Here is a 23,278-nt window from a genome sequence, read left to right on the forward strand (position 1 = left end):
CGGAAAAGTGTGCAGCGGTTTTCCGAAAGGATCATGCTCAAATAAGTAAACTAAGCCGGAAACGCTTTGTGGATGGCGATCACGGCATCCCCGGTTTGGCCCTGTACGTAAGCTGCAAGCTCGTTCGGCAGCATGTCGATGATCCAGACCAGGCGGCATCTCGCATCGCCCTCGGCGATCACCTGCACCGAGGCGCTGTAATGCTTCAGCCGCTCGCTGTTGATCGCGTAGACCAGCCGTTGCCGCGCATCGTCGCAATCGACCAGCACTTCGCGCGCCACCGAGCCATTGGCAAAGGTGACGACGCGCGCATCGCCGTCGATCGTGCAGGCGGTGACGAAGCCCGGCGCCAGCCGCTGATGCAGCGCGCCGAAATCGCGCACCGCGTCCCAGACGTGGTGCGCCGAGGCGGGGAGGGGAATGTCATTGTGGATGGAGGCCATGAGAGTGTCCTTGATTATGTTAGGTGTTGGCCGTGGACTCCGTCATCGCGAGCGCAGCGAAGCAATCCAGAAATGCTTCCGCGGCTACGGTCTGGATTGCTTCGTCGCAAGAGCCCTCGCAATGACGAAGAGAACTCACGTGCAGACCGCCTCGACATTGTTGCCATCGGGATCGATCAAAAATGCCGCGTAGTAAGTCGGGCTGTAATCCTTGCGCGGGCCGGCACCGCCATTGTCGCGGCCGCCGCTCTTCAGGCCTTCGCCGTGGAACGCCTTGACCGCGTCATGATTCCCGGCGCGAAACGCGATATGCGCGCCATCGGCTTTCCGTCCCTTGTTCAGGTGCAGCCACAACGCCGGCTCGCCCTTCGGCCCGAAGCCGGCGTAGCCGTCGCCGCTCGAGCACAGGACGTAGCCGAGCGGCGCCAGCACCGCGGTGTAGAAGCGCGTGGCGGCGTCGAGGTCGGCAACGCGCAACCCGATGTGATCGTACATGGTCGTCTCCATTTCCAAAGCGCGCCGCAACTGGCGCGCGCCGGAGACGAACCTAGTCAGTTGAGGGCGAGCGGCTCTTGGAGAATCTTGCGCTTCCCCCTCGAAGCCTGACGGAACTTGGTCGGCGACACGCCGGCGGCGCGGTGGAAGGTGCGGACGAAGTTGGAGAGGTCGCCGAAGCCGACGTCGTAGGCGATGTCGGTGACCGCGATGTCATCGTCAGTGAGCAGCCGCGCCGCATGCCGCAGCCGTGAGCGCACCAGATATTGATGGGGGGTGACGCCGAGCACGCTCGAAAACACCCGCAGGAAATGGAACGGGCTGAGGCCTGCCTGCCGCGCGGCCTGTTCGAGGTCGACCTCGGCATGCGAGTTGGCGTCGATCCACAGCGCGGCTTCCACGGCGCGGCGGCGATCGCGCGCAGTGGGCGTTGTCGGCTTGCGCGCCTTGCCCGAGACGACGTCAATGAAGCGGCCGGCGAGGATTTGACCGACCTCGTCGAGACCGAGATCGCTGTTGCCATCTGCCGCCGTCTGGGCGAGCTCGCCCAGCACCATCAGCTCGGGCAGCGGCGGCGTCGCGCCGACCTGCCAGATGTCGCGACGTCCCCCGAGGGCGTCAACCAGATCCTCGCCCAGGAAAAAGGACAGGCAGACGTCGCCGGCGACATGCTCATGGGTGCAGGTGTATTCCTCGCCAGGTGCGCCGACCAGCATCGAGCCCGCCACCAGCTCGAAGAAGCCGGCGCGGCAGTGGCAGCCGAAGCTGCCCGCGCGGACATAGGCGATGGAATGGCCGGTGCGGCACTCCGCAAACGACGCGTCGTCCGGTCCCGCATCGCAGCGAAACTCGGAGACCGTCATCGAGGGCGTCGTCAGCAGCGTGGTCGCATCCATGCCGCCTATCTAGGTGGGCGCACGGGGCGGGGCAACGGGCAGCAGCACCTCGAATAGCGTCTTGCTGGCGACCGGATGAGCGCCCTCGAGCGACAGCAGCCGCCGCTTGGAGATCACCCCGCCATAGGGCGAGAGCCGGTCGGTGTAATTGCCCGCCTCCAGCACCCGGTGGCAGGGCACGATCAGCATGTAGGGATTTTTCGCGATCGCCTGCGCCACCGAATGCGCGGCGCCGGAGACGCCCAGCGCCTTGGCGATCTCGTGATAGGTGCGCGTCTCCCCGCGCGGAATCGTGCAGGCGAACTCGTAGACGCGCCGGTTGAAGTCGGGCACGCCGCCCGCATCCAGGCTGACCTCGGAAAAATCAGGATCGTTGCCTTGCAGCAAGCCCACGATGCCCTCGATCGCAAGCTCGGCGTTCGCGGACGGCCGCTGTTCGCGCGCCTCGGGATGGACTTGGAAAATCCGGCGGCGGGTGTCGATCTCCCGCGCCTCCGGCAATTGCACAGCGACCACGCCGGTGCTGCTCCAGATGATGGCGCAGCGCCCTATGGTCGTGTCGAATATCGCGTAGCCACGCCCCACCATGCACACGCCCCACTCAGTGCACGTCTCTCCCCAGACCCGAGATCATAACACCGCCACAATCCGGCGCACCCAAAATCTTACCGAGACGTTAACAAGCGTCCGGCCGGGCGCGCCAAAGCGCTTGGCGGGAAGCGCCGTCTCGGCTAATCAGAGCGGGCGTCGGTTACCGCGCGTCCGCGGGCGTAGTTCAATGGTAGAACGGCAGCTTCCCAAGCTGCATACGAGGGTTCGATTCCCTTCGCCCGCTCCAGGCTTCTCCGATTGAGATTTTCCTTCCGATCGACCTGACAGGCGCAAGCGCACATCGCGCAGTGCGTGAGTTTCCAATATATTAGCCCATCGTGACCGGCACCCGCTGCTCTCTCGGCTAAGCTTCTCTCGCCTGGTGGCTTGCGGTCACCGCGCCGGGGCATGTTCGGATGAAAGCCAGGACCCACAAAAAATGGACCAGCAAAAGCGCGATCGCGCGATCGGTCGTCGCTTGAAGACGCTTCGGACGCAGGCCGGCATGACGCTGAATGAACTCGCGGCGCGCTCCGGCGTCAGCCAGCCATCGACCTGCCGGCCGGCACGCGGGTGCCGTACAGCCCGTGGGGCCGCAATGCCTTCACCCAGCAGCTCCTGATGCTGGAGGGCGCGATCGCCGTGCACATCGCTACGTCATCATCACGCGCCGCGGCGCTTCCTACGGGAAGATGTAAGTGCTGATGCGATATGAAATCCTGGAGTGAACCTGACAATGCAGATCCGCACCGGCGACACCTTTGATCCGCGCGTCATCGCGCTGCTCGATCATCACGTCACCGCCGCGCGGGCGCAGACCGCGCCGGGCAGCGCCCATGCGCTCGATCTCTTCGGGCTCCGCGCGTCCGACGTCGCGTTCTGGACCGGCTGGGACGGCGAGACGCTGGCCGCCGTCGGTGCGCTGAAGACGCTCTCGGCCGAGCATGGCGAGGTGAAGTCGATGCACACGCTCCAGACCACGCGCCGGCGCGGCTTTGGCGGTGAGATGCTTCGCCACATCATCACGAAAGCCCGCGCGCGCGGCATGGCGCGGCTCAGCCTCGAGACCGGCTCGTGGGACTATTTCAAGCCGGCGCTCGCGCTCTACCGGGCGCATGGCTTTGTCCTCTGCGGCCCGTTCCAGGGCTATGTCGAGGATCCCAACAGCCTGTTCCTGACCCTGGATCTGTCGGCGGGCCGATAGCTCAGGAGCGTGTCTCCTCGATCCTGTCGAGCACGCGCTCGGGGGCGATGTCCCGGCTTGCCTCCTCCAGATCGCGCTTCGAGTCGGGCTGGACATCGAGCCGCTCGGCGATTTGCGTGAGGAGGCGGGCGACCTTGGTCAACTCGTGCTCGGCGAGCAGGCTGATCTGGAGATCGAGATCGGCGCGCTTGTCCGCTGCTGCGCTCATGCGGTTCTGCGAGATCAGCACGAATGTCGACAGGAAGATCGCCTCGACCGAAGCAATCATTGCCAGCATCACGAAGCTCTCGTCCCAGGCCGGGATCCCCGGCAGCCAATGCAGATTGGCGATGATCCAGAAGCCGAACACCGCGAGATGCAGGTAGACGAAAATCATGCTGCCGGTGAAGGCCGTGATGGCGTCGGCAAGCTTTTCCTGCCCCCTGGCCGCGCGCCGCTCCCGGAGGCGGCGCTCGACCAACGCCTGGATGTTGCGCTCGAGCGTCGGGCTCAATCCCTCGCCGGGATCATGGGTGATGTCGTTATGCACGCGGCGGCAACGGCCGACCGAAGAGGCCGTTCCTAGCAACAGCGACTGAAAAATGCCTGCTGCCCCTCAAAATGAGTTGCGTACCTCAAAAAACCTCTGCTAGCCTTCAGCCATGGCCGAGACACTCACCACGACCGCGCTGACGCTGAAGGACATCGCCCGCCAGGCGGGCGTCAGCCTCGCGACGGTCGACCGCGTTCTGCACAATCGTCCGGGTGTGCGGCCGGATACGGTCCGGCGCGTCAAGGAAGCGATTGAGCGCAACGCCTTTCAGCCGCATGTCGCCGCGGCCGAGCTCGCCCGCGGCCGCGCCCGCCGTTTCGCCTTCGTGATTCCGTCGGGACCGAACCCGTTCATGCAGCAGATCGAGGCCTATCTCGGCGAGATGTCGGCCTGGCTCTCATCCCGGCGGCTGAGCGTCGAGATGGTCGCAACCGACGTGTTCGATCCGTCGGTGCTAGCTGCTTCGCTGGAAGGGCTCTCGGACGATTATGATGGCATCGCCGTGGTGGCGCTGGATCATCCCGGCGTCCGCGCCGCGATCGACGATCTCGTTGATGCCGGGACCAAGGTCGTGACGCTGGTCTCGGACGTGCCGTCGTCGCGCCGCCACCATTATATCGGCATCGACAACATCGCCGCGGGGCGCACCGCCGGCGCGCTGGTCGGGCGGCTGGTCGGACAAAGGTCGGGCAAGGTCGCGATCATCGCGGGATCGCAGGGGCCTGCGCGACCATGCCGAGCGCATTTTTGGCTTCATCCAGGTGATGGCGTCGGAATTCCCCGGGCTCAGCGTGCTGCCGGTATTGGAAGGGCGCGACGAGGACGCGCGTTCGGAACAGGTCTTGGCGCGACTGTTGGGCAGGCATGCTGACATTGTCGGCCTTTATAACGTCGGCGCCGGCACGCAGGGCGTGGCCAACGCGTTGAGCGAGAAGGCGCTGAGCGATGCCGGTCGCGACAGGCAGGTGGTATTCGTCGGACACGACGTCACCGCGCTGACGCGCCGGCTGCTGCTGCAAGGCGTGATGGATGCCGCGATCTCGCAAAATCCCGGACACGAAGCGCGCGCCGCCGTGCGCGTGCTGCTTGCGCTCGCCCGTGGTGAGCCGATCTTGCGCGAACAGGAGAAGATCAGGATCGACATCGTGATGCGGGACAATCTGCCTTAGCGGCAAGTGGATCCAAAACGACCCGTTGTGGCAAGGCGACTCTGAGTTCGCGCACCGCAACAGGCGACAGGGAGGATGGCGTGGATCTCGGAATCGACATCGGCACATCCGGTGTGAAAGCGGTGCTCGTGAGCGAAGCCGGCGCGGTCCTCGCGACGTCGGCGCGCGAGCTGGCGCTGTCGCATCCCGCGCCGCTGTGGTCCGAGCAGGATCCCGATGCCTGGGTCGATGCGGCGGTCGGCGCAGTCGACGATCTTGCCGCCCGCCATCCGCGTGAGGTCGCGCAGGTGCGCGGCATCGGGCTATCCGGCCAGATGCACGGCGCGACGCTGCTGGATGAGGATGGACGGCCGCTGCGTCCCGCGATCCTCTGGAACGATGGCCGCTCGCACGCCGAATGCGTCGCGCTGGAGCGTCGCTGCCCGTCGCTGCACACGATATCAGGCAATCTGGCCATGCCCGGCTTCACCGCGCCGAAGCTGCTCTGGGTCGCCAGGCACGAGCCGAAAATCTTCGCGCGGATCGCAAAGGTGCTGCTGCCGAAGGCCTATGTGCGCTATCGCCTGACCGGCGAGATGGTCGAGGACATGTCGGACGCGGCTGGCACGCTGTGGCTCGACGTCGGTCTGCGCCGCTGGTCGGCCCTGCTGCTGCATGCCACGGGGCTCGATCTGCACCATATGCCGCGCCTCGTCGAAGGCAGCGATGTCAGCGCGGTGCTCGCGCCGGACTACGCGCAACGCTGGGGCATGGCTCGGGATGTCGTGGTGGCCGGAGGAGCCGGCGACAACGCCGCGAGCGCGATCGGGCTCGGCGCAATCGCACCGGGCGATGCGTTCCTGTCTCTGGGAACCTCAGGTGTGGTGTTCCGCGTAACCGATCGGTTCGCGCCGGCGCCGGCCTCGGCGGTGCATGCGTTCTGTCATGCGCTGCCCGGCCGCTGGCATCAGATGGGCGTGATGCTGTCGGCTGCGGCATCGCTGGCTTGGCTCGCGGGCGTGATGGAGACGCCTGCGCCTGCGCTGCTGGCGCCGCTCGGCGAGCGCGTCGATGGACCGAGCCCGGTCAAATTCCTGCCTTATCTCGACGGCGAGCGCACGCCGCACAACGATGCCGCCGTCAGCGGCGCCTTCGTCGGCCTGCGCGGTGCGACCGGCCGCTCCCAGATCGTTCAGGCCGTGCTCGAAGGAGTCGCCTTCGCCGCGCGCGACAATCTGGCGGCGCTGAGCGCGGCGAGCGGGCCGCTTTCCGAGGTCGATCTCGTCGGCGGCGGCTCGCGCTCGCCGCTGTGGGCGCATATCTGCGCCGATGTGCTCGGCATTCCCGTCCACCGCGTTGAGGAAGGCGAGGTCGGCGCGGCGCTCGGCGCCTCCAGGCTCGGCCGGCTCGCCGCCACCGGCGAAGACGCTGCTGCGGTTTGCACCCGTCCGCGGCGGCTTGCGAGCTTTACGCCTCGCGCATCCGTCAGTGCAGCCTATGACGAGGCCTATCGCCGCTGGCGCGAGCTTTATCCTGCGTTGAAGGAGTGTGCCTGAGTGAACGCGTCAGTGAAATTCTTCGATGCAAGCGCGCCTGTCGCCTTCGCCGGCAAGGATGCGGGAAACACGTCCGCCTTCCGCTGGTACGACAAGGACCGCCTCGTCCATGGCCGCAGGATGGAGGACCATCTGCGCTTTGCGGTCTGCTACTGGCACTCGTTGTGCTGGCCGGGCGGCGATCCCTTTGGCGGCGAGACGTTCCTGCGGCCCTGGCACCAGGGCACCGATGCGATGGCGCAGGCGCGCGCCAAGGCCGACGTCGCTTTCGAGCTGTTTCGCCTGCTCGATGTGCCCTTTTTCACCTTCCACGACGTCGATGCGGCGCCGGAAGGCGCTTCGCTCGGCGAGTCCGTCGCCAATCTCAATGCGATCGCCGACCTGTTCGAAGCGAAGATGGCCTCAAGCAAAGTGCGCCTGCTCTGGGGCACCGCCAATTTGTTCACGCATCGCCGCTACATGGCGGGCGCGGCCACCAATCCGGATCCTGAGATCTTCAGCTATGCCGCCGGTCCAGGTCCGCGCCGCGCTGGAGGTGACGCACCGGCTCGGCGGCCAGAACTACGTGCTGTGGGGCGGGCGCGAGGGCTATGAGACGCTGCTCAACACCGACCTCAAGCGTGAGCTCGACCAACTCGGCCGCTTCGTTTCCCTCGTCGTCGAGCACAAGCACAAGATCGGCTTCAAGGGCCCGATCCTGATCGAGCCGAAGCCGAAGGAGCCGACCAAGCATCAATATGATTTCGACGTCGCCACCTGCTACGGCTTCCTCGCGCGCTACGATTTGCTGAAGGACGTCAAGCTCAACATCGAGCAGAACCACGCGATCCTCGCCGGTCACTCCTTCCATCACGAGGTCGCGCTTGCCGAGGCGCTGGGTGTGTTCGGCTCGCTCGACATCAACCGTGGCGACGATTTGCTCGGCTGGGACACTGACCAGTTCGCGATGAACGTGCCGGAGCTCGCTTTGGTGTTCCACGAGGTGCTGAACCGTGGCGGCTTCACCTCGGGGGGCCTGAATTTCGACGCCAAGATCCGCCGCCAGTCGATCGACCCCGATGATTTGATCCATGCCCATGTCGGCTCGATGGATGCCTGCGCGCGCGCCCTCCTCGCCGCCGCGGACATGCTCGACGCCGGCGCCCTCACTGCGCCGCTTGCGAAACGCTACGAGGGATGGGCCGGGCCCGAGGGCCGCGCCATTCTTGGCGGCCAGCGCTCGCTCGCCGAACTTGCCGACCGCGCGCTCGGCCCGGGCTTCGACCCGCAGCCGCGCTCGGGCCGGCAGGAATATCTGGAATCCCTGGTCAACCGCTACGTCTGAGGAAGGCCGCTGATGACAAATACTGAAGCGACACCGGTCCTCGAGCTGACCGGCATCGGCAAGGAGTTCGGCGCAATCCGCGCGCTTCACAGCGTCGACCTGCAGGTCCTCCCCGGCGAGGTCGTCGGCCTGATGGGCGACAACGGTGCGGGCAAGTCGACGCTGGTCAAGATCATCGCCGGCAATTTCCGCCCCAGCCACGGCGAAATCCGCTTCGCCGGCAGCGCGGTTCATTTCAACCGGCCCGTCGATGCCCGCGGCGTCGGCATCGAGGTCGTCTACCAGGACCTTGCGCTCGCCGACAATCTGACGGCTGCCGCCAACGTCTTCCTCGGCCGCGAGCTGAAGCGCAGCTTCGGCCCGCTCGCGTTGCTCGATCACAAGGCGATGGCGGCGCGTGCGCTGGAGCTGTTCGGCGAGCTGCGCTCGGAAACCCGCCCCGACGATCTCGTCAAGCAGATGTCGGGCGGACAGCGCCAGGCGGTTGCGATCGCGCGGACGCGGCTCTCCAACGCCAGGCTGGTGATGATGGACGAGCCTACGGCCGCGATCTCGGTCCGCCAGGTCGAGCAGGTGCTCGGCCTGATCCACCGGTTGAAGGAGCAGGGCGTTGCCGTGATGCTGATCTCGCACCGCATGCCCGACGTGTTCGCGGTGTGCGATCGCGTCGTCGTCATGCGCCGCGGCGAGAAACGGGCCGACAAGCCGATCCACCAGACCTCGCCTGAGGAAGTCACCGCCCTGATCACCGGCGCGAAGGAGGCGGCGTGATGGCCATGCCCTTGGAATCCCCGATCAGCTTCACCAATGTCGGCCGGATCAGATGGTGGCAGCGCGGCATCTTTGCCTCCCAGACCGGCTATGTCCTGCTGGCGCTGGCGGTGCTGCTGGTGGTCATGCATTTCGCCAGCCCGTATTTCTTTACCGAAGGCAACATCCAGAACGTGGCGAAGAACTTTTCCTTCATCGCCATCGCCACCCTGGGCGTCACCTTCGTGATCATCACCGGCGGCATCGATCTGTCGGTCGGCTCGATGATGTGCTTCTCCGCCATGATCACCTCGATGGTGATGACCGAGCTGTCGTCACCCGGCTCGGCCGCAGGCTCCCTGTTCGTCCACATGGCGGCCGACGGCAAGACCGTGCTGGCCAATGTCCCCGGCCTGATCCTGCTGCTCTCGATCCTCGCCGGCCTCGGCGTCGCGCTGCTCGCCGGCCTCGTCAACGGCTTCTGTATCGCTGTGCTCGGCCTGTCGCCCTTCGTCACCACGCTCGGCATGCTCTCGATCGTGCGCGGGCTCGGCTATGTCGTCTCCAACGGCCGCGGCAGCTTTCCTGGTGGACCGGATGCCGATTATTTCTATGCGCTCACCTCGGGCGACGTGCTCGGCGTGCCCGTGCCTTTCATCTATCTCGTGGTCCTCGCGCTGGCGATGGCTGTGGTGCTGCACCACACGGGCTTCGGCCGCCACGTGTTCGCGCTCGGCGGCAACGAGAAGGCGGCCGAACTCACCGGCATCCCGGTCGTGCGGGTGAAGATCGAGGTCTATGTGACCTGCGCGCTCGCCGCGGGCCTCCAGGGCATCATCATCTCCGGCTGGCTTGGGTCGGCGCCGGCCAACATGGCGACATCCTACGAGCTCAACGTGATCGCCGCGGCCGTCATCGGCGGTGCCAATCTCGCCGGCGGCATCGGCGGTCCGTTAGGGGCCATCGTCGGCTGCGTGCTGCTCGAGGTGATCCGCAACGGCCTCGTGCTCGCCCAGGTGAGCTCCTACTGGCAGCAGACGCTGGTGGGCGTGATCATCATCCTGGCCGTGCTGGTCGACCGCATCCGCTCGCGGATGATCTGAAATGACGTCGTTCCGGGAAGGCAACGAAAATGCCGCCTGTCCGCTTCCCGGACGATCTTAAGAGGATGGGCGCCAGAGAAGGGTGGAGGAGACGATGAAGAAATTTCTTCTTGCCGGCATCGCCGTCGTGATGATGGCAACGCCGGCGTTTGCTGCGAACTACCGTTTCGTGATCGTGCCCAAGGCGATGAACAATCCGTTCTTCGACTTCGCGCGCGACGGCTGCCTGAAGCGTGCCAAGGAGCTCGGCAATATCGAGTGTATCTACAAGGGGCCGGTGGAGCACGAGCCGGCGACGCAGGCCCAGATCATTCAGGACTTCGTCACTCAGAAGGTCGACGGCCTCGCGATCTCGGTCGCCGATGTCGCGGCCATGTCGAAGTCGATCGAGGCGGCGACCGCGGCCGGCATCCCGGTCATCACCTTCGATGCCGATGCACCTGGCTCCAAGCGGATCGCCTATATCGGCACCAACAACAAGGAGTTCGGCGTCGCACTCGGCAAGCAACTGTTGAAGCTGCGGCCCGACGGCGGCAAATACGCCATGGTCTCGGGTGGTCCCGGCGCCAAGAACCTCGCCGAACGCGTCGACGGCGTCCGCGAGGCGCTGAAGGGCTCGAAATGGACCGAAGTCGCGGGCTCTCCGACGTTCTGCAACGACGATCCCGCGCTGGCGGTTCAGCAGATGACTGACATGCGCACTGCAACGCCCGACCTCGCCGCGATCGTTCCCATCGGCGGCTGGCCGATGTTCGCCCCCGAAGGCTTCAAGGCCTTCGCCTCCAGGTACAAGAAGGATATCGATTCCGGCAAGTTCACGCTTGTCGTCGCCGATACGCTGAAGATGCAGCTCGAGCTGTTGCGCGATGGCTATGCCAATGCGCTGGTTGGTCAGCGTCCCCTGGAGATGGGCGAGAAGGCGATGGATACGCTGCTCGCCATCAAGAAAGGCGAGAAGGTGCCGGAGATCGTCTATACCGGCCTCGATCTCGTGACCAAGGACAACGTTGCGCAGATGTTGAAATAGGAGCGGCCCCAGCCCCGCGCTCCTGCGTGCCTCTCCCGCTTGCGGTTTTCGCAAGCGGGAGAGATGATCTTGGCTGTTGGAACCGATACTTTCGGAAGCGGGACTTTCGAAAGCAGGCTCTTGGAAGGCAATGGGAATGAAAAGGTCGCGGCTCGGCTCTCTCGACGTCACGTCACTCGGCCTCGGTTCCGCCCCGCTCGGCGGATTGTTCACCCCCGTCAGCGATGCCGATGCGGAAGCGACGATCGCCCGCGCCTGGTCGCTCGGAATCCGCTTCTTCGACACCGCGCCGCTGTACGGCTTTGGCCTCGCGGAGCGACGCCTTGGCGCATTCCTGCGGCAACAGCCGCGTGACTCCTACGCCATCTCCACCAAGGTCGGCCGTCTGCTGCGTGCGCCCGATGGCGCTGCCGCCGAGGACGCGCATTACAAGGGCACGTCGCGCGAGCGGCCGGTGTTCGATTTCAGTTATGACGGCGTGATGCGATCGGTGGAGGAGAGTCTGGCGCGTCTTGGGCTCGACCGCGTCGACGTCTTGCTGGTGCATGATCCCGACGATCACTATGACGACGCCGTGGCCGGTGCCTTCCGCGCGCTCCAGCGCCTGCGCGCCGACGGCACGGTCAAGGCAATCGGCGCCGGCATGAACCAGTCGGAAATGCTGGTGCGGTTTGCGGAGGCCGTTCCGGTCGACTGCTTCCTGCTCGCCGGCCGCTACACGCTGCTCGATCAGGGCGGGCTGGATGCGCTGTTGCCGGTCTGCGCCGCCAAGAACATCGGCATCCTGCTCGGCGGCATCTACAACAGCGGGCATTTTGGCCAATCCGCACTCGAGCGCGAAGTTCGACTATCAGGACGCCGATGCGGCACTCGTTGCCCGTGCGCTCGCGCTCGACGAGCTCTGCCGCAAGCACGGCACCGAGCTGAAAGCCGCCGCGCTGCAGTTCTGCATGGCCCAGCCGGCCGTGACGGTCGCCGTGATGGGCGCCCGCAATGCCGCGGAAGTTGCCAACAACATCGCGATGTCGGAAAAGGCGGTGCCGGCGGCGTTCTGGCAGGAGCTGCGTGCGCGAAACCTCGTCGACGTCCGCGCACCATTGCCGGGCGGAGCGTAAGGCATGATCATCGACGGCCATCAGCATTTCTGGGACCCGGCGCGCGCCGACTATCCCTGGATGGACGCGCCCGAGCTCAAGCCGATTCGCCGCGCCCTCGGTCCGGCCGATCTCGCGCCGTTGTTGGAAGCGAACGGCATCGACGCCAGCATCGTGGTGCAATGCCGCTCCGCGCTGGAGGAGACCGAGGATTTTTTGCGGATCGCGCATGAAAACCCATTTGTCGTTGGCGTCGTCGGCTGGGTTGATCTGACCGATGCTGCACTTGGTGAAACGCTCGACCGGCTGCGCGCTTCGCCCGGCGGGGACAAGCTGGTCGGCATCCGCCACCAGGTGCATGACGAGGCCGATCCGGACTGGCTGCTGCGCGAGGACGTCCAGCGTGGCCTCACGGCGCTGTTCGCACGCGATCTCGCCTACGATTTCCTCGTCCGCATCCGCGAGCTGCCGGCGGCGATCGCAACCGCACAGGCCTTCCCGCAGGCGCGCTTCGTGCTCGACCACGCCGCAAAGCCGCCGATCGCGGACGGTGGAAGCAACGAATGGTCCGATCGCATCGCAGCACTTGGGGCCTGCGGCAATGTCTGGTGCAAGGTCTCGGGGCTGGCGACGGAAGCGGTGTGGAACGATTGGGATGCGGAGCGGCTGTTTCCGTTCGTCGCGCACGCCGCGAAATGCTTTGGCGAGGATCGCCTGATTTTTGGCTCGGATTGGCCGGTGTGCCTGCTCGCGGGCAGCTACGGCGAGATCAAGGGGGCGCTGGAGGCGTGCCTGATGAGGCTCGGCGCGCATGTGCGCGACAAGGCGTTCGGCGTGAATGCGAAGGCTGCGTATCGGTTGGCGTGATTGCAGCGGTCGCTCTGAAGCGCGATGATATTTCATCGCGCTTCAGCCGCGCGTAAATGTTGTCGTAAGCTTACTTCGCCGCGGTGACCATGATCTCGACGGTGTATTGCGCCGCTGCGAGCTTGGCTTCGACGGTGGCGCGCGCCGGGGTATTGCCGGGCGAGACCCAGGCGTCCCACACCGCGTTCATCTCGCCGAACGTCTTCATGTCGGTGATGTAGATCGTGGCCGAGAGCAGTTTCGATTTGTCGGTGCCGGCCTTGGCGAGATGGCTGTCGATGGTCGCCAGGATGTCCTGGGTCTGCTTGGTCACGCTTTCGCCGGCGGCGTTGTTGGCGACGACACCGGCGAGATAGACGGTGTTGCCGTGCACGACGACCTGGCTCATGCGCGGGCCGGCTTCAAGACGCTGAATGCTCATTGGGGGATCTCCTTTGAATGGCGGCCCTGTCTAGCGCAGCGGCTTGCTCCGTGCCACCCCGAGCACGCATGCGCCGCCGTCGATGCATGCACTCCCTACGGAAACTGGCTGAAAAAAGTCCAGATCGTCTCGGCACCGTCGATGTCGCCGTTCTGCGGCCCGAGCAGGCCGGCTGCGACCTTCGGGAAGCGGGCATCCGGAGAAAATCCGGGCATGCGGTGACCGCCTCGATTGATGCGATAAAGCACGACGTCGTGCCCATCAGGACAGCGCGAGGAGATCCGTGTGACCGTGGACTGGTCTGCGGGCGCCCTGTCGGGCAAATCGGTCATGTCGGCGTTGTCGGTCTCGCAGCCGTTGAGCTTGCGCCAGAACGCCAGCGTCTCGTCGGTGGACCAGAACCCGTCTGCGGCATAATAGCTCGATCCTGCCGCGGCCGCCCTCGTAGGGGACCAGCGGGTCGGCCGTACCGTTCATCAACAGCATCGGCAGCGGCCGCGACGGATGGCACGTGACGGCGGCCTCGTCGGTGAGATTCATGATCACGCTCGCGCCGGCAGCAAACAGATCGGCGCGGGCGCAGACCAGCGTCATCGCCATGGCGCCGCCATTGGAGATGCCGGTGACATAGACGCGGCGAGGGTCCGCGGTGCCGTTCGCCACCAGCTTCTCGACGAGCTTTGCGATGAAGGCGACGTCGTCGGTGCCTGCGGGCGGGCCACGGAGCGCGGGTCCCGCCTTGGTCCTCGCGTCGGCCCATGCATGGTTGAGGCCATCGGGAAAGACCACGGCAAACCCTTCGCGCTTTGCGACCTGCGGCCATGCCGTCCGCGTCATCATGTCGGCGCCGCGCTGGGTCTTGCCATGCAGCACGACCACGAGCGGCACAAGCCGCTTCGCCGGAAGTTGCGCGGTGTAGGACCGCTTCACGCCGTCGATGTCGATCGTATCGGCGGACGCAGCCGAGGCGGCGGCCAATGCCGCAACAAGCGCCGCGATGCGCATCCACCGCCGCATGATCTAGCTCACCGCCTTCGCCGCCGCGCGTCCGGCATTGCGGCCCGAGAACAGGCAGCCGCCGAGGAACGTGCCTTCGAGCGAGCGATAGCCGTGCACGCCGCCGCCGCCGAAGCCGGCGGCTTCGCCCACTGCGTAGAGGCCCGGAATGACGCTGCCCTCCTCGCCGAACACGCGTGAGGAGAGGTCGGTCTCGAAACCGCCCAGCGTCTTGCGGGTGAGGATGTTGAGCTTGACCGCGATCAGCGGTCCCTGCGCGGGATCGAGGATGCGGTGCGGGGGAGCCGTGCGGATCAGCCTGTCGCCGATATAGCGCCGCGCATTGTGGATGTTCATCACCTGCGCATCCTTGACGTAAGGATTGGCGATCTCGCGGTCGCGCGCCTCGATCTGCATCCTGATGTGCTCCAGCTTGAGGAGGTCGCTGCCAGCGAGCTTGTTCATCGCCGTAACGAGATCCTCGATCTTGTCGCGCACGATGAAGTCGACACCATGGTTTTTGAACGCTTCCACCGGCGCCGGCGCGCCCTTGTTGATGGCGCGGCGCAAGGTCATCCCCCAGCTCTTGCCGGTGAGATCGGGGTTCTGCTCCGAGCCCGACAGCGCAAACTCCTTCTTGATGATGCTCTGGGTCAGGATGAACCAGGAATAATCATAGCCGGTGGACATGATGTATTGGAGCTGGCCGAGCGTGTCGGAGCCGGGGAAGAGCGGCGCCGGCAATCGCGTGCCGGTGGCGTCGAACCACATCGAGGACGGGCCGGGCAGGATGCGGATGCCGTGGCGCGGCCAGATCGGATTCCAGTTCTGGATGCCTTCGACATAATGCCACATGCGGTCGCGGTTGATCAGCCGCGCGCCTGATTTCTCGGTGATGCCGATCATGCGGCCGTCGACATGCTCGGGCACGCCGGAGATCATGAATTTCGGCGGCGCGCCGAGTCGCTTCGGCCAGTTCTGCCGCACCAGCTCGTGATTGCCGCCGATGCCGCCGGACGCCACGATCACGGCCTGCGCCTTCAACGCAAACTCGCCGACGACATTGCGCGTCGAGCTTTTGCCCCGCTCGACATTGTCGGGGGCGAGAACGGCGCCGCTGACGCCATCCACCGTGCCGTTGGTGACGGACAGCGCATCGACGCGATGGCGGAACCTGAAGCTCAGCCGGCCGCCTCTGACGGCCTCACGCGCGCGGCGCTCGAACGGCTCGACGATGCCGGGCCCGGTGCCCCAGGTGACATGAAAGCGCGGCACCGAATTGCCGTGGCCCATCGCGTCATAGCCGCCGCGCTCGGCCCATCCGACCACGGGGAAGATGCGATGGCCCATCGCACGCAGCCAGTTGCGCTTCTCGCCGGCCGCGAATGCCACATAAGCCTCGGCCCATTGGCGCGGCCAGAAATCCTCGTCGCGGTCGAAGCCGGCGGTGCCAAGCCAGTCCTGCATCGCAAGCTCGTAGGAATCCTTGATGCCGAGCCGGCGCTGCTCCGGCGAATCGACCAGAAACAATCCGCCGAACGACCAGAACGCCTGGCCGCCGAGCGACTGCTCGCCCTCCTGGTCGACCACGATCACACGCTTGCCCGCATCGGCGATCTCGGTTGCGGCCACGAGGCCCGACAATCCTGCGCCGACGACGATGACGTCTGTCTCTTCAGCCAAGTGTTTAGCCAAGTGTTCCCCCTCCATCGGTTCCCCCTGTAGTTGCCCGGATTGAAGCCAGCGGTTGCAACTGAGATCAAGAGTATGGCGCGGAAGCCATCGTTAACTTGTTCCACTTCGGGAAAAGACCGCCCGAGTGCAGCGCGGGCGCAACACTGGATTTGAATTTGTTTTGAGCGAGCCGGCATGCCTAGACAAAACCGCGGTTACGACGGACCCTAGCAGGGCATCACCACCTGACACACAGATTCGAATTCGACTGGGGCGGGGGATAATGAAATTTCTGACGGGGTTGCTCGCGGCGGTTCTCCTGATCGCGAGCATGGGGGCTTCTCACGCGGTGGTCCGGATCGCGGATGACCGCGGCGGCCGGATCGGGACCTACGTCGACAAATACCAGGACCTGCGCCAGTCCGGTGATACCGTCATCATCGACGGCCTCTGCGCCTCGGCCTGCACCATCGTCCTCGGGGCCATCCCGCATGACCGTATCTGTGTGACCTCGCATGCGACGCTGGGCTTCCACGCCGCCTGGGATTTCGGCACCAATGGCCGCGCCGTGACCAATTCCGAAGCGACCCAGATGCTCTATGCGATGTATCCGTCGCAGGTGAAACGCTGGATCAATCAGCGCGGCGGCCTCACCCCGCATATGCTGTTCCTGAGGGGCAGACAGCTCCAGGCCATGTACAAGCCCTGCTACCTGGACGCGCAGGCGTCGGCGATCAAGCCGCCGTCGCGCCGGTCTCTGCCGGAAGCGGAACAGCTCGAGTCCGCTCGGGGCCAGGTCTTTCACTGAGATCCTCAGCATGACGGGATCCTTTTGGGTCGCCAGCGGCGCCTTGCCCCCAGGCGGCTCAAAGCCTATCTGAAAGCCTGGGAACCAGGGCCTTCGCCCCGATCGTTGTCATGGCTCAACCACTGCACCCTACCCATCCTGTATCGGACAATTCGCCCACTGCCGGCCGGACGCCGTTCGTGCTGCTGTTGGCAGGTGCTGGCGTCGGCGGCCTGGTCGTGCTCGGCGTGCTCGCGCTCTGGTTCCACTATGGCAGCCAGGTGTTCTTCGAAATGATCAGGACTGGCTTTTCCGCCTGCTTCTGACCCGCGACAGGAAGTTTTCCGCTCATGAGTTCAGCCGCCCGTCCGCTGGTAATCGCGACCGCCTTCGCTGCAAGCCTCGTCCTCGGGCTCCTGATCGTATTCTGGGCCATGGGCGGGGTCAGCAAGGTGGCGCAGCCGGCCGCGATCGGCGGCCCGTTCCAGCTCACCGACCAGAACGGCAAGGCCTTCACAGACAAGAACCTGAAGGGCAAGCCGACCCTGATCTTCTTCGGCTACACCCATTGCCCCGATGTCTGCCCGACCTCGCTGTTCGAGATCTCGGAAGTGCTGCGCGCGCTGGGCAAGGATGCCGACAAGGTCAACGCGGTCTTCATCTCGGTCGATCCCGAGCGCGATACGACCGCGGCGATGAAGGACTATCTGTCGAGCTTCGACCCGCACCTCGAAGGCCTCTCTGGCGATCCCGCCGAGACCGCCAAGGTGATCACCTCCTACCGGGTCTACGCCAAGAAGGTCCCAACCAAGGACGGCGACTACACCATGGACCACACCGCGCTGATCTATCTGATGGACCGCGACGGCCGCTTCGTCTCGCCATTCAACCTGAAGCGCACGCCGGAAGAGGCCGCGGTGGAGCTGAAGCGGTATCTCTGAAGGTCCTTGTCTAACCGCAATCGGCGCTCGCGTTCCCCGGCGGGATGGTCTATAAGGCCCTCCGATCTCAACGAAATTCGTTCATTTCCCGCCAATGGCCGCACCGCGACAGGTAAAACCGCTTCAGACCGTGCGCCGTGTCCTGCTTGGGCTGGCGGCCGGCGTTTGTCTGCTCGCGGGCCTGTCCGGCGCAAAAGCCCAGACTCCGGCCAAGCAGCCTTCCGCGGCGCCCGAAGCCGCACCGCAGGCGAGACCCCAGGCGGCCCCGCAGGCCGTGCCCGGCTTCTGGGACCCGCGGCGGCGGCCGGAGCGGCCGGACCTGTCGCGTCTGACCGTGATCCGTTTCCTGACCGAGACCGACTATCCGCCCTTCAACTACACCGGCGCCGACGGCAATCCGGCCGGCTTCAACGTCGATCTCGCCCGCGCGCTGTGTGAGGAGATCAAGGTCACCTGCACGGTGCAGATGCGCCGCTTCGAGACGCTGGTGGACGCGCTCGCTTCCAACCGGGGCGATGCCATCATTGCCTCGATGGGGGCGGTGAGCCCGCAGCTCCGCGCCCGCGTCGACTTCACCGATCCCTATTACCGCGTGCCGGCGCGCTTCGCCTCGCGCAAGGACGCGGTGATGCCGGAGATCCGGCCCGAATATCTCGAGGGCAAGAAGGTCGGCGTCATCGCCGGCTCCGCGCATGAAGCCTATCTCAAGGCGATGTTCACCGACGCCGAGCTGCACCCGTATCCCAATGACGACGTTATGCGGAGTGCTTTACGCAAGGGCGAGGTCGATTTCATCTTCGGCGACGCCATCTCGCTCGCGTTCTGGATCAACGGCTCCGATTCCGGCGATTGCTGCGCCTTCTCCGGCGGTCCCTTCGTCGAGAGCCGCTTCTTCGGCGAGGGCATCGGCATCGCCGTGCGCAAGGGCAACGACGTGCTGCGCCAGGCCCTGAACTGGGCGATGTTCCGTGTCTGGGAAAAAGGCCGCTACACGGATCTGTGGCTGCGGTATTTCTCGGTGAGCCCGTTTTAGTCCCACGCGCCGTTACCAATTCCTCATCCTGAGGAGCTTGCGCAGCAAGCGTCTCGAAGGATGAAGGCCCCGCTGGTGGCCTCGCCCTTCGAGACGCGCGCGAAGAGCGCGCTCCTCAGGGTGAGGGTCTCGCAAAATTGCATTCTGCCCGGAAATCGCTATTTTCCGCGGCCCGGAGGCTCCTAGATGTCCGTTATCGATCTTGCCGCAAACCCGAGCGATCTGCGTGCGCTCGCCGAACAATCCAACGCCTGGCCGTTCGAGCAGGCGAAGGCCATTGTCGCGCGGCTGAAGAAAAGCCCGAAGGACGAGGTGCTGTTCGAAACCGGCTACGGCCCGTCCGGCCTGCCGCATATCGGCACCTTCGGCGAGGTCGCGCGCACATCGATGGTGCGGCACGCCTTCCATGTGCTGACCGAAAACAAGATCAGGACGCGCCTGCTCGCGTTCTCCGACGACATGGACGGGTTTCGGAAAGTGCCAGACAACGTCCCCAACAAGGAGATGCTGGCTGCGCATCTCGGCAAGCCGCTGACGCGCGTGCCGGATCCGTTCTCCAACGAGTACCCGTCGTTCGGGCACCACAACAATGCGCGGCTGCGCGCCTTCCTCGATCATTTCGGCTTCGACTACGAATTCGCGAGCTCGACCGACTATTATACGTCCGGCCGTTTCGACGCGACGCTGCTCAAGATGCTGGCGGCTTACGACAAGGTGATGGCGATCATCCTGCCGACGCTCGGACCCGACCGCCGCGCGACCTATTCGCCGTTTCTCCCGATCAGCAAGATCACGGGTGTCGTGCTGCAGGTGCCGATGATCCGCCGCGACGTCGCTGCCGGCACGGTGACCTATGTCGACCCCGACACCAGCCAGGAAGTCGAGACGCCCGTGACCGGCGGCAACGTCAAGTGCCAATGGAAGGCCGATTGGGCGATGCGCTGGGTCGCGCTCGGCGTCGATTACGAGATGGCCGGCAAGGACCTGATCGACTCCGTAAAACTCCTCCGGCGCGATCGCGAGGGCGCTCGGCGCCACGCCGCCGGAAGGCTTCAACTACGAGCTCTTCCTCGACGACAAGGGCCAGAAGATATCGAAGTCGAAGGGCAACGGTCTGACCATCGACGAATGGCTGCGCTACGCCTCGCCGGAATCGCTGTCGCTGTTCATGTATCGCGAGCCGAAGGCGGCCAAGCGGCTGTATTTCGACGTCATCCCGCGCAACGTCGACGACTATCAGCAGTTCATCGACGGCTTCGCCAAGCAGGACGCCAAGCAGCAGCTCGGCAATCCGGTCTGGCATGTCCACAGTGGCAACCCGCCGAAGTTCGATATGCCCGTCACGTTCCAGCTCTTGCTGACGCTGGTGTCGTCGTCGAACGCGGAGAATGCCGAGACGCTGTGGGGTTTTATCGGCCGTTATCGTCCGGGCGTGTCGCCGCAGACGCATCCCAAGCTCGATGCGATGGTCGGCTATGCCATCAACTATTATCGCGACTTCGTGGCGCCGACGAAGACGTTCCGCGAACCGACCGAGACAGAGCGCGCAGCGCTCCAGGATCTGCGCGACGCGCTGTCGCAGCTTTCCCAGGACGCAACGCCGGAGGACATCCAGAACGTCGTCTACGAGATCGGCCGCCGCGATCCCTTCCTCGACCAGGTCAAGAAGGGCAAGGACGGTCGTCCGGGCGTGACACTCGACTGGTTCAACATGCTCTACCAGGTGCTGCTCGGCCAGGAAAAGGGCCCGCGCTTCGGCTCCTTTGTCGCGGTCTATGGCGTGCAGAACGCGATGAACATGATCGACGGCGCGCTGGCGCGGAGTGCGTGAGGGTGTCCAATTTGTTGTTTGCGTGATCTCTCCACAATGTCGTCCTGGCGAAAGCCAGGACCCATAACCACCGTCGGATGTGGTTACGGGGATTCGGAGTGACCACCTCTCGTGACTACTGCTCCCTGGGGTAATGGGTCCTGGCTTTCGCCAGGACGACGCCGAGTGTGCGGCGCATAACGCTCCCTCACTGGCTTGCCCATACGATCCTTGCGACCCACGCCACTTCGCTCGCCGCCATCGTCCGCTCGGCCTGTGTCGGATCGAGCGGCTGCAACTCCAGGGCCTTTGCCGTGCGGCGCTTCAGCGTCGCCACCGTGACCTCGCCCGCTCTTGTCTTCACCACCACGCGATCGCCTTTGCGGATCGGCGCGCCGGGTGAGACCAGGATGACGTCGCCGTCGCGATAGGCGGGCTGCAGCGCTTCGCCGGAAATGTGCAGCGCGAAGCTGCGGCTGTCCTCGGCGGTGGGAAGCGCAAATTCGGCCCAGCCCTTGCCGATGGGAAAGCCGGACTCGTCGAAGGCGCCGCTCGCGCCCGCCAGCGCGAAGCCGAGCAGCGGTACCGAGCGGCCGTCGCCGGCCTCGTCGTCGACCAGCCTGGCAAAAATGTCGATCGACGAATCCGCCGCCGCCAGCGCTTTCGCGATCGATTCGGTCGAGGGCCAGCGCTCGCGGCCGTCGGCGGTGACGCGCTTGGACTTGTTGAAGGTGGTGGGGTCGAGCCCGGCGCGCTTGGCGAGGCCGGACGGCGACAAGCCGGCGCGCGCCGCCAGCCGATCCAGTGCGACCCAGATCTGGTCGTGAGTGAGCATCCTCTGCGCTTTGGCCTGCCTGACCATGGAAGGTCCAGCCCGTCGCAACTCAGGAAAACTATCCTCAAATCAACCGGTTTTCCGTTTTTCGCGCAAGGGGGCGGGAAAGCGTTTTCAAGCGAAGTGGATGCCGGTTCGCGCAAAGAAAACGCGTCAAACAAGAATTTAGAGTCCCGGTTCGATTTCATCGGACCGGAAATGGCTCTAACTCTTGAGTTCGGACGGGGGCGCCATTACGGTCGCGCCCGGGTTTTAAGACCCGCAAGAGACGAAAAAACCCAAGCAACTCAAAGGGCTCCGTAAGCGGTGGTCAAGATCTACAAAATCTGTCCGGCCTCGGCCTGGCGCGAGGCGGAACGGCAGGGTGTCTACCGCGGCAGCGCGGACGATGCGCGCGACGGATTCATCCATTTCTCCACCGCGACCCAGGTTCCCGAGACCTTGCGCAAGCATTATTTCGGGCAGCGCGCGCTGTTCCTGGTCGAGGTTGACGGCGATGCGCTCGGCAGCGAATTGCGCTGGGAGCGCTCGCGCAATGAGGAGCTGTTTCCGCATCTTTATGGCGAGCTCGATTTCGGCGCGGTGATCGCGGTGATCAACCTCAACACGCGCTCCGATGGCGGCCATGACGTCCCGGAGCTTGCCCCGTGATCCGCGCTTTCGACGCTTTCTCGCTGCCGGTGTTGCGCTGGCTCGATCCGGAGGATGCCCATCGCCTCGCCATCCAGGGCCTGCGTTTCCTGCCGCCGGTCAAGCCGCGCGCTGACGATCCCAAGCTCGCGGTGCGCGCTTTCGGGCTCAATTTTTCCAATCCGATCGGCATGGCCGCGGGCTTTGACAAGAGCGCCGAAGTGCCGGATGCGCTGCTGCGGCTCGGTTTCGGCTTCGTCGAGATCGGCTCGGTGACGCCGAAACCGCAGAGCGGCAATCCGCGGCCGCGGCTGTTTCGTCTGGAGCGCGACGAGGCCGTCATCAACCGCATGGGCTTCAACAATGACGGCGCGGAAGTCGCGTTGCGCCGGCTCGCGGCGCGCGCGCAGCATGGCGGTATCGTCGGCGTCAATGTCGGCGCCAACAAGGACTCGCCGGACCGCGTCAATGATTACGTCAAGCTGATCGAGACTTTTGCGCCGGTGGCGAGCTATTTCACCGTCAACGTCTCTTCGCCGAACACGCCAGGCCTGCGCAATTTGCAGGAAGGCGCGCTGCTCGACGATCTCCTCGCCAGGGTGATCGACGCGCGCGAGCGGGTGCGCCAGAAGGCCGGCGACACGCCGGTGCTGCTCAAGATCGCGCCGGACCTCAGCCTCGCCCAGCTCGACGACGTCGTGCAGGTCGCGCGCTCGCGCCGGGTTGACGGCATGATCGTGTCGAACACCACGATCGCGCGGCCGAGCACGTTGCGCGAGGAGATGCGCGCAAAGGAGCAGGGCGGGCTGTCCGGCCGGCCGCTGTTCCGGCTGTCGACGCGGATGGTCGCGGAGACCTATGTGCGGGTCGAGGGCGCATTCCCCTTGATCGGTGTCGGTGGTGTCGATTCGGGCGGCGCCGCGCTGACGAAAATCCGCGCCGGCGCGAGCCTGATCCAGCTCTATTCGTCGCTGATCTACAAGGGCCTCGGCCTCGTCGACGAGATCAAGCGCGACCTCACCTCGACGCTCTTGCGCACCGGGAGGGATTCTCTCTCCGAGATCGTCGGCGCCGACGCCGCGACGCTGACGGCGGAAGACTGGCCGGGGATGTAGCCAATC

General features: G+C 65.2%; 20 protein-coding genes, 1 tRNA gene and 5 pseudogenes. 17 read left to right on the forward strand and 9 right to left on the reverse strand.

The genetic code is table 11. The features are described from left to right. Positions 1-50 precede the first annotated feature (50 nt). The 4 genes from ACVWW3_RS33930 to ACVWW3_RS33945 all read right to left on the reverse strand — a co-directional run bounded on the left by ACVWW3_RS33930 (position 51) and on the right by ACVWW3_RS33945 (position 2,422). Positions 51-443: an SRPBCC family protein gene (locus tag ACVWW3_RS33930; protein ID WP_456651776.1), complete on the reverse strand. Its 393-nt coding sequence runs from the start codon at positions 441-443 to the stop codon at positions 51-53. A gap of 135 nt (positions 444-578) precedes the next feature. After that, positions 579-938 (reverse strand): VOC family protein, encoded by a 360-nt coding sequence (locus tag ACVWW3_RS33935; RefSeq protein ID WP_279667063.1) that lies wholly within the window; start codon positions 936-938, stop codon positions 579-581. A 56-nt stretch (positions 939-994) separates the two neighbouring features. Beyond that, positions 995-1,834, reverse strand: coding sequence for a helix-turn-helix transcriptional regulator (locus tag ACVWW3_RS33940; RefSeq protein ID WP_456651775.1), 840 nt, complete (start codon positions 1,832-1,834; stop codon positions 995-997). A 9-nt stretch (positions 1,835-1,843) separates the two neighbouring features. Then, positions 1,844-2,422 (reverse strand): methylated-DNA--[protein]-cysteine S-methyltransferase, encoded by a 579-nt coding sequence (locus ACVWW3_RS33945; protein ID WP_456651774.1) that lies wholly within the window; start codon positions 2,420-2,422, stop codon positions 1,844-1,846. A gap of 176 nt (positions 2,423-2,598) precedes the next feature. Between ACVWW3_RS33945 and ACVWW3_RS33950 the strand changes: the two genes are divergently transcribed. Continuing rightward, positions 2,599-2,672 (forward strand) — tRNA-Gly (locus ACVWW3_RS33950). Between the two features lie 489 nt (positions 2,673-3,161). Continuing rightward, positions 3,162-3,629 carry a GNAT family N-acetyltransferase gene (locus tag ACVWW3_RS33955; RefSeq protein WP_354103405.1) on the forward strand — a complete coding sequence of 156 codons (468 nt, stop codon included), beginning with the start codon at positions 3,162-3,164 and terminating at the stop codon, positions 3,627-3,629. Between the two features lies 1 nt (position 3,630). Here the strand turns inward: ACVWW3_RS33955 and ACVWW3_RS33960 are convergent, their stop codons facing one another. Beyond that, entirely contained in the window at positions 3,631-4,158 is a 528-nt protein-coding gene (locus ACVWW3_RS33960; protein WP_456651773.1) for a DUF1003 domain-containing protein, read from the reverse strand. 112 nt (positions 4,159-4,270) lie between these two features. On the opposite strand from ACVWW3_RS33960, the pseudogene ACVWW3_RS33965 reads away from it, so the two are divergent. The 8 genes and pseudogenes from ACVWW3_RS33965 (at position 4,271) to ACVWW3_RS34000 (ending at position 13,030) form a co-directional block, all read left to right on the forward strand. Beyond that, a pseudogene (locus ACVWW3_RS33965) lies at positions 4,271-5,330 on the forward strand (LacI family DNA-binding transcriptional regulator). Between the two features lie 80 nt (positions 5,331-5,410). Continuing rightward, entirely contained in the window at positions 5,411-6,865 is a 1,455-nt protein-coding gene (gene xylB / locus ACVWW3_RS33970) for a xylulokinase (RefSeq protein WP_456651772.1), read from the forward strand. Then, positions 6,866-8,189, forward strand: a pseudogene (xylA, locus tag ACVWW3_RS33975) (xylose isomerase). 12 nt (positions 8,190-8,201) lie between these two features. Beyond that, entirely contained in the window at positions 8,202-8,960 is a 759-nt protein-coding gene (locus ACVWW3_RS33980) for an ATP-binding cassette domain-containing protein (protein WP_456651770.1), read from the forward strand. Next, positions 8,960-10,042 carry an ABC transporter permease gene (locus tag ACVWW3_RS33985; protein WP_456651769.1) on the forward strand — a complete coding sequence of 361 codons (1,083 nt, stop codon included), beginning with the start codon at positions 8,960-8,962 and terminating at the stop codon, positions 10,040-10,042. The genes ACVWW3_RS33980 and ACVWW3_RS33985 overlap by 1 nt, the downstream gene beginning before the upstream one ends. A 94-nt stretch (positions 10,043-10,136) precedes the next feature. Next, positions 10,137-11,069, forward strand: coding sequence for a sugar-binding protein (locus tag ACVWW3_RS33990; protein WP_354053111.1), 933 nt, complete (start codon positions 10,137-10,139; stop codon positions 11,067-11,069). A gap of 136 nt (positions 11,070-11,205) precedes the next feature. Further along, a pseudogene (locus ACVWW3_RS33995) lies at positions 11,206-12,184 on the forward strand (aldo/keto reductase). Positions 12,185-12,187: 3 nt separating this feature from the next. Next, a complete protein-coding gene (locus ACVWW3_RS34000) occupies positions 12,188-13,030 on the forward strand; it encodes an amidohydrolase family protein (protein ID WP_456651767.1) in 843 nt (280 codons plus the stop codon). 70 nt (positions 13,031-13,100) lie between these two features. Here the strand turns inward: ACVWW3_RS34000 and ACVWW3_RS34005 are convergent, their stop codons facing one another. The 3 genes and pseudogenes from ACVWW3_RS34005 to ACVWW3_RS34015 all read right to left on the reverse strand — a co-directional run bounded on the left by ACVWW3_RS34005 (position 13,101) and on the right by ACVWW3_RS34015 (position 16,130). Continuing rightward, positions 13,101-13,451 (reverse strand): RidA family protein, encoded by a 351-nt coding sequence (locus ACVWW3_RS34005; protein WP_247338655.1) that lies wholly within the window; start codon positions 13,449-13,451, stop codon positions 13,101-13,103. A gap of 95 nt (positions 13,452-13,546) precedes the next feature. After that, a pseudogene (locus ACVWW3_RS34010) lies at positions 13,547-14,468 on the reverse strand (alpha/beta hydrolase family esterase). Between the two features lie 3 nt (positions 14,469-14,471). Continuing rightward, the gene (locus tag ACVWW3_RS34015; protein ID WP_456651765.1) at positions 14,472-16,130 is read right to left on the reverse strand and encodes an FAD-binding dehydrogenase; all 1,659 of its coding nucleotides are present in this window, start codon (positions 16,128-16,130) and stop codon (positions 14,472-14,474) included. Positions 16,131-16,404: 274 nt separating this feature from the next. Between ACVWW3_RS34015 and ACVWW3_RS34020 the strand changes: the two genes are divergently transcribed. The 5 genes and pseudogenes from ACVWW3_RS34020 to ACVWW3_RS34040 all read left to right on the forward strand — a co-directional run bounded on the left by ACVWW3_RS34020 (position 16,405) and on the right by ACVWW3_RS34040 (position 20,713). Beyond that, complete coding sequence (locus ACVWW3_RS34020; RefSeq protein WP_247338649.1) at positions 16,405-16,929, forward strand: hypothetical protein; 525 nt, start codon at positions 16,405-16,407, stop codon at positions 16,927-16,929. A gap of 110 nt (positions 16,930-17,039) precedes the next feature. Next, positions 17,040-17,234, forward strand: coding sequence for a hypothetical protein (locus tag ACVWW3_RS34025; protein ID WP_456651764.1), 195 nt, complete (start codon positions 17,040-17,042; stop codon positions 17,232-17,234). 24 nt (positions 17,235-17,258) lie between these two features. After that, positions 17,259-17,849, forward strand: a complete 591-nt coding sequence (locus tag ACVWW3_RS34030; protein ID WP_354103201.1) for an SCO family protein — start codon at positions 17,259-17,261, stop codon at positions 17,847-17,849. A 94-nt stretch (positions 17,850-17,943) separates the two neighbouring features. After that, positions 17,944-18,882 (forward strand): transporter substrate-binding domain-containing protein, encoded by a 939-nt coding sequence (locus tag ACVWW3_RS34035; protein WP_456672284.1) that lies wholly within the window; start codon positions 17,944-17,946, stop codon positions 18,880-18,882. Between the two features lie 186 nt (positions 18,883-19,068). After that, a pseudogene (locus ACVWW3_RS34040) lies at positions 19,069-20,713 on the forward strand (lysine--tRNA ligase). A gap of 187 nt (positions 20,714-20,900) precedes the next feature. Here ACVWW3_RS34040 and ACVWW3_RS34045 read toward each other — a convergent pair. After that, positions 20,901-21,554: a S24 family peptidase gene (locus tag ACVWW3_RS34045; RefSeq protein WP_456651761.1), complete on the reverse strand. Its 654-nt coding sequence runs from the start codon at positions 21,552-21,554 to the stop codon at positions 20,901-20,903. A gap of 279 nt (positions 21,555-21,833) precedes the next feature. Here ACVWW3_RS34045 and ACVWW3_RS34050 point away from each other — a divergent pair, with 279 nt between their 5' ends. Together ACVWW3_RS34050 and ACVWW3_RS34055 are read left to right on the forward strand one after the other, a co-directional pair. Beyond that, on the forward strand, positions 21,834-22,178 hold the full coding sequence (locus tag ACVWW3_RS34050) for a DUF952 domain-containing protein (protein WP_456651760.1): 345 nt from the start codon (positions 21,834-21,836) through the stop codon (positions 22,176-22,178). Further along, entirely contained in the window at positions 22,175-23,272 is a 1,098-nt protein-coding gene (locus ACVWW3_RS34055; protein WP_247338637.1) for a quinone-dependent dihydroorotate dehydrogenase, read from the forward strand. Before ACVWW3_RS34050 ends, ACVWW3_RS34055 begins: the two co-directional genes overlap by 4 nt. The last annotated feature ends 6 nt before the right edge of the window (positions 23,273-23,278 follow it).

Source organism: Bradyrhizobium sp. LM2.9 (assembly GCF_054056555.1).

Excerpts from the sequence above, each read along its gene's own strand:
- ACVWW3_RS33930 (WP_456651776.1), bottom strand. The coding sequence starts at position 443 with ATGGCCTCCATCCACAATGACATTCCCCTCCCCGCCTCGGCGCACCAC.
- ACVWW3_RS33935 (WP_279667063.1), bottom strand. The coding sequence starts at position 938 with ATGTACGATCACATCGGGTTGCGCGTTGCCGACCTCGACGCCGCCACG.
- ACVWW3_RS33940 (WP_456651775.1), bottom strand. The coding sequence starts at position 1,834 with ATGGATGCGACCACGCTGCTGACGACGCCCTCGATGACGGTCTCCGAG.
- ACVWW3_RS33945 (WP_456651774.1), bottom strand. The coding sequence starts at position 2,422 with ATGGTGGGGCGTGGCTACGCGATATTCGACACGACCATAGGGCGCTGC.
- ACVWW3_RS33955 (WP_354103405.1), top strand. The coding sequence starts at position 3,162 with ATGCAGATCCGCACCGGCGACACCTTTGATCCGCGCGTCATCGCGCTG.
- ACVWW3_RS33980 (WP_456651770.1), top strand. The coding sequence starts at position 8,202 with ATGACAAATACTGAAGCGACACCGGTCCTCGAGCTGACCGGCATCGGC.
- ACVWW3_RS33985 (WP_456651769.1), top strand. The coding sequence starts at position 8,960 with ATGGCCATGCCCTTGGAATCCCCGATCAGCTTCACCAATGTCGGCCGG.
- ACVWW3_RS33990 (WP_354053111.1), top strand. The coding sequence starts at position 10,137 with ATGAAGAAATTTCTTCTTGCCGGCATCGCCGTCGTGATGATGGCAACG.
- ACVWW3_RS34000 (WP_456651767.1), top strand. The coding sequence starts at position 12,188 with ATGATCATCGACGGCCATCAGCATTTCTGGGACCCGGCGCGCGCCGAC.
- ACVWW3_RS34005 (WP_247338655.1), bottom strand. The coding sequence starts at position 13,451 with ATGAGCATTCAGCGTCTTGAAGCCGGCCCGCGCATGAGCCAGGTCGTC.
- ACVWW3_RS34020 (WP_247338649.1), top strand. The coding sequence starts at position 16,405 with ATGAAATTTCTGACGGGGTTGCTCGCGGCGGTTCTCCTGATCGCGAGC.
- ACVWW3_RS34025 (WP_456651764.1), top strand. The coding sequence starts at position 17,040 with ATGGCTCAACCACTGCACCCTACCCATCCTGTATCGGACAATTCGCCC.
- ACVWW3_RS34030 (WP_354103201.1), top strand. The coding sequence starts at position 17,259 with ATGAGTTCAGCCGCCCGTCCGCTGGTAATCGCGACCGCCTTCGCTGCA.
- ACVWW3_RS34035 (WP_456672284.1), top strand. The coding sequence starts at position 17,944 with ATGGCCGCACCGCGACAGGTAAAACCGCTTCAGACCGTGCGCCGTGTC.
- ACVWW3_RS34045 (WP_456651761.1), bottom strand. The coding sequence starts at position 21,554 with ATGGTCAGGCAGGCCAAAGCGCAGAGGATGCTCACTCACGACCAGATC.